The sequence below is a fragment of the Kitasatospora sp. NPDC058965 genome (assembly GCF_042741245.1).
In the GTDB taxonomy this organism is placed as follows: Bacteria; Actinomycetota; Actinomycetes; order Streptomycetales; family Streptomycetaceae; genus Kitasatospora.
Map to the genome: position 1 here is coordinate 1 of NZ_JBHYKG010000489.1, position 4,285 is coordinate 4,285.

2 protein-coding genes are annotated in these 4,285 nt (G+C 72.4%); one reads left to right on the plus strand and one right to left on the minus strand.

What is annotated here, in order from left to right; genetic code table 11:
• Nucleotides 1-428: 428 nt before the first annotated feature.
• The gene (locus tag ACFW1A_RS39085; RefSeq protein WP_380418208.1) at nt 429-719 is read right to left on the minus strand and encodes a hypothetical protein; all 291 of its coding nucleotides are present in this window, start codon (nt 717-719) and stop codon (nt 429-431) included.
• A gap of 342 nt (nt 720-1,061) precedes the next feature.
• On the opposite strand from ACFW1A_RS39085, the gene ACFW1A_RS39090 reads away from it, so the two are divergent.
• Nucleotides 1,062-4,067 carry a hypothetical protein gene (locus ACFW1A_RS39090; protein ID WP_380418210.1) on the plus strand — a complete coding sequence of 1,002 codons (3,006 nt, stop codon included), beginning with the start codon at nt 1,062-1,064 and terminating at the stop codon, nt 4,065-4,067.
• Nucleotides 4,068-4,285 lie beyond the last annotated feature (218 nt).

Genomic DNA, 4,285 nt, shown 5'->3' on the forward strand with positions numbered 1-4,285 from the left:
GGGCAGGCCGGACGCACCGTCACGCGGGGTGCTCGACAGGGGCGTTGGCCAATGGTCGGGCGTTTCGCCACTCGACGTGAGGTGTGCGCGAGGGCTAAGCCGTTCGGGTGACGGCTGGGTTCGGTGGGGCAGTACGGCGGGCAGAGCCTGCGACATGACGACACCTTCGCCCAGGCGCCACCGTCGCCGCCGTCCGGCCGTTCCGGGCGCGAGCACTGCCACTGCCACCACCCAGGCCCGCGCCGCCAGGCTGCCGGCCCCGGTCCGCTCGCGCGGCCGGTGCTGCCGGACCTGGTCCAGCGAGCGGATCACCCAGGGCGGACTGGTCGTCTGCACCACCTGGCACGAGCCCGCCTGCCCGACCGGGACCCATCGGTGACGGGTCCCGCCGGAGTGCCCGCGAGCGGGAGCCGGGACCCGACTCGCCGTCAAGCGCGGATGATCAGGACCAGGGAGACGGGCAGGCACACCGCACCGACCACCGCGAAGAGGCCCCCGATCACCCGCACGAAGCCGGCGGGCAGCCGGTCGGCCCGCTGCTGTGCCGACGGCCGGGCATCGAGTCCGCGCAGGAGGAAGGACTTGTAGCGATCCGACCACCGCTTGGTGGCCAGGAGCCCGCCCATGGCCAGCGCGACGAGGCTCCAGACGAGCAGGAACGGCCCGACGCCGGAGTTGGTCCGGGTCGCCAACGGGCGACCGGGAACGGCCTTGGTCATCGGAGGCCGGCGCACCGGAGAGTGGCGGCCACCGCCCGCGGAAGTCGGTCCCCGAGGGCCCCGGCATGGTGAACACCCTTACCTCCGACGCGAGTTCGTGGCACCCGGCGAGTGACGGTCCTGCACCGGGAGCCGGGACGCGAGCGCGGTGCCGGGGTTGCGGCCCCGTGGCCCGCGGCAGTGGCCGCGGCGGAGCTGGGAAGTTGGCCTACGGTCGAGTTCGCCCTCTAGGATCACCGGCCGGGGGGAAGGTTCGGCGTGCCTGGGGGCGCGCAGGTTCCGGCTGCCCTGCGGCGGCCCGGACCGGAGCCGCCGCTCTCGACGACCGGGAGTTGGATTTCGGTGACCCTCGCCCAACGCATCGGCCGTGGACTGCTGTCCGCGGCCGCACTCGTCTCACTGTCGGTGGTTCCGGCCGGCCTCGGCGCGGTACCGGCGGCGGCCACCCCGGTGGCCGCCCCGGTCCCGGCCGACCTGGCCGGCGCCGGTCCGTTCGCGGACACGTTCCAGCTGGACCCGGCGCTCAACACCAGCCCGCTGTACGGGCTCAACGTGGGCCTGGACCAGCGCCAGCGGGGCAGCGTCCGCACGGTGTCCTGGAGCCGCGTCTCGGGACTCTGGAACACCTCGGTGCCGCCGGCGTCGTGGTTCGTGCAGGCGGGAAACCAAGGATTCCCCAACCGGATGGTGTTCGCCGCCGGTACCTCGGCGGCGATGCTCGGCGCTCCCGCGATCGCCGACGCCACCGGTACGTTCACCGTCTCCACGGTGGTGGACCCGGTGGTCGGCGACACCACGAGCGCGGACTGGGCCTCCGTCGTGCTCAGTCGAAGCCACCGGAGCACCGGATACGTCACGAACGGTGACGTCGACCTCGGACTGACCGTCAGTTCCGGCGGACGGTTGGCACTCTTCCACGGCGGGGGCGGCGACACACCGTTCTGGACCGGCTCGGTCGCGGCGGCGGAGAAGTACGCGGTCTCGCTGACCGTCTCCAGCGGCGCGGACAGGGCACTGACGCTGACCGTCAACGGCACGCCGTTCGCGGTGACCGCACCGGCCTCGGTGACCCGCTGGCCGAGCAGCGCCTTCCTCTACCTCGGCGCCTACCTGTCGAACTCCTCCGAGGTGACCGCCTTCGGCGACGGCGCGGGCACCGGGGTGAGCGTCAGCCGGGTCGACGCGAGCGCCACCGCCGGCGCCAAGCCCTTCGTGGACACCTTCGACGGTGCGCCCGCCGGGAGCGACTACGGCTTGGACGACGACCTGAGCGCCCGTCAACCGACCCTGGTGTCGGCGGACTACACGGCGGTCTCCGGTGCGAAGGGCCTGCCGGTGACCCCGCCGGCCGGCGCGGTGCGGGTCAACAGCCCGGCCAACCCGAACGTGCTCTCGTTCCCGCAGGGCACGGCGGCGGTCCGGCTGAACAAGCCGGCCACCGCGGACCTGTCGGGCGCCTACACGGTGCACGCCAGGATCACTCCGGCGACGGGCCGGACGACTGGGCCGGACGCGGCCTCGCTGAGCATCAGCAACGCCTCCGGCACCGCGGGCGCACCGGACGCACCCGATGTGGCGCTCGGACTGCAGGTGCAGGCCGGTGGCGCGGTCACCCTGTACCAGGGCGGGCAGCAACTGCCGCTGACGACCGGCTCGGTCACGCCGACCGCCAACGGTTACGACGTCTCGGTCGCGGTGGCGGGCGGGAGCACCCAGCAGGCGACCGTGACGGTCAACGGCACGACCGTCTTCGCCGGTCCGACCCCGGGGCCGCTGCCGCGCGACGGGTACGTCGCACTCGGTGCCCAGCACACCACGCCCGGCGTGGTGAGCACCGCGGACGACCTGCGGGTCTCGATGCTGGGCGGGCTCGACTACTACGGCTACTTCGACATCATGGACCCGAGTGACAATGTCGACCACAGTCCCGAGGTGGCGCCCTGGACCAACATGAACAACTTCATCGGCCAGGACCTCACCCAGCCGGCCGCCTCCGGCTTCCTGGACTACTGCCTGCCCTCCTCCTGCGTCCTCGACGTGAGCCGGGAGGTGTTCACCGGCAGCGGTCCCAATCCGGACGCACCGGCGGCACTGGCAGCGCTGGCCACCCGGATCGGCTCCAACCTCGACAAGATCTCCGCGATCTACCTCCTCGACGAGCCGTACGTCCACGGTCTGAATGCGCAACAGGTCCAGGACGAGGCCAACCAGGTCCGCGCCGTGTTCCCGGGCAAGATGCTCGCCTACACCACGGACGTGGGTACCCACCAGGTCAACGGCGTCGCCGTGTCGGACCTCACCTCGCCGGTCCCCGCCGGCGTCGACCTGGTCGGCTTCGACCACTACTGCCACGGCCGCGGCACCCTCCAGCAGGAGATCGACGCCCTGCAGGGCGTGCTCGCCTCGCCCGACCAGCACCTGGTGCTCTTCCCCGAGTCCCTCAACGTCGCCGGTTTCGACTGCGCGGGCGTGCCGGACGCGACCGTCGCCGCCAACAACGCGGACTACCGGTCCCTCGCTGCGCTGAACCCGCGCGTGGTCTACCTGAACAACTTCCGCTGGCTGGGCGCGCAGTACGCCGCCACCACCATGCCGGTGACCACTCAGGAGCAACAGACGCTGGGCAAGGCCGTGGTCAACGCCACGCCGCGCGGGCCCGCCGCGGGCGTGGGCGTCTACCGGCCGGGTGACCGCACCGTCAGCGTCGACAGCCACAACGGCACCTACCTCGGCACGGCCGGTGGACCGGCGCTGTTCACCGAGGCCGACGACATCCCGCTGACCGGCCACTGGACCGGGCCCGGCACCGACACCATCGGCGTCTACCACCCCGACACCCAGACCTTCGTGCTGACCAGCGACAACGCCACCCCGGCGATCACCGCGAAGTTCGGCAACCCGGGTGACGTCCCGGTGGTCGGCGACTGGTTCGGGCAGGGTCGCACCACCATCGGTGTCTACCGACCGAGCAACCGGACCTTCTACCTCAGCAACGACAACGCCGTCACCGCCGATGCGATCAGCTACGGCAACAGCGGCTGGACGCCGCTGGTCGGCAACTGGAGCGGCAACGGCACCACCACGATCGGCGCCTACGATCCGAGCACCCGCACCTTCTACCTGAGCGACTCCAACACCTCCGGCGTCGCCAACCACGTGGTCACGTTCGGGAACCCGGGCGACATCCCGATCAAGGGCGACTGGGACGGCAGCGGCCGGGACACCGTCGGCATCTACCGGCCGGGCGACCGCGGCTTCTACGGGGCCGCGAAGGACAGCATCCTGACGGTCTACGGCACGCAGTTCGGCAACACCGGTGACGTCCCGCTGGTGGGCAACTGGGGCTGAGCCACCCGCCGGTGGCCGGCCGGGCAGTGAACTCCACCCGCCCGGCCGGCCGCCGCCAGGCTGCCGGCCCCGGTCCGCTCGCGCGGCCGGTGCTGCCCGACCTGGACCCATCGGTGACGGGTCCCGCCGGAGTGCCCGCGAGCGGGAGCCGGGACCCGACCCGCCGTCAGGCGCGGGCGATCAGGACCAGGGAGACCGGCAGGCACACCGCACCGACC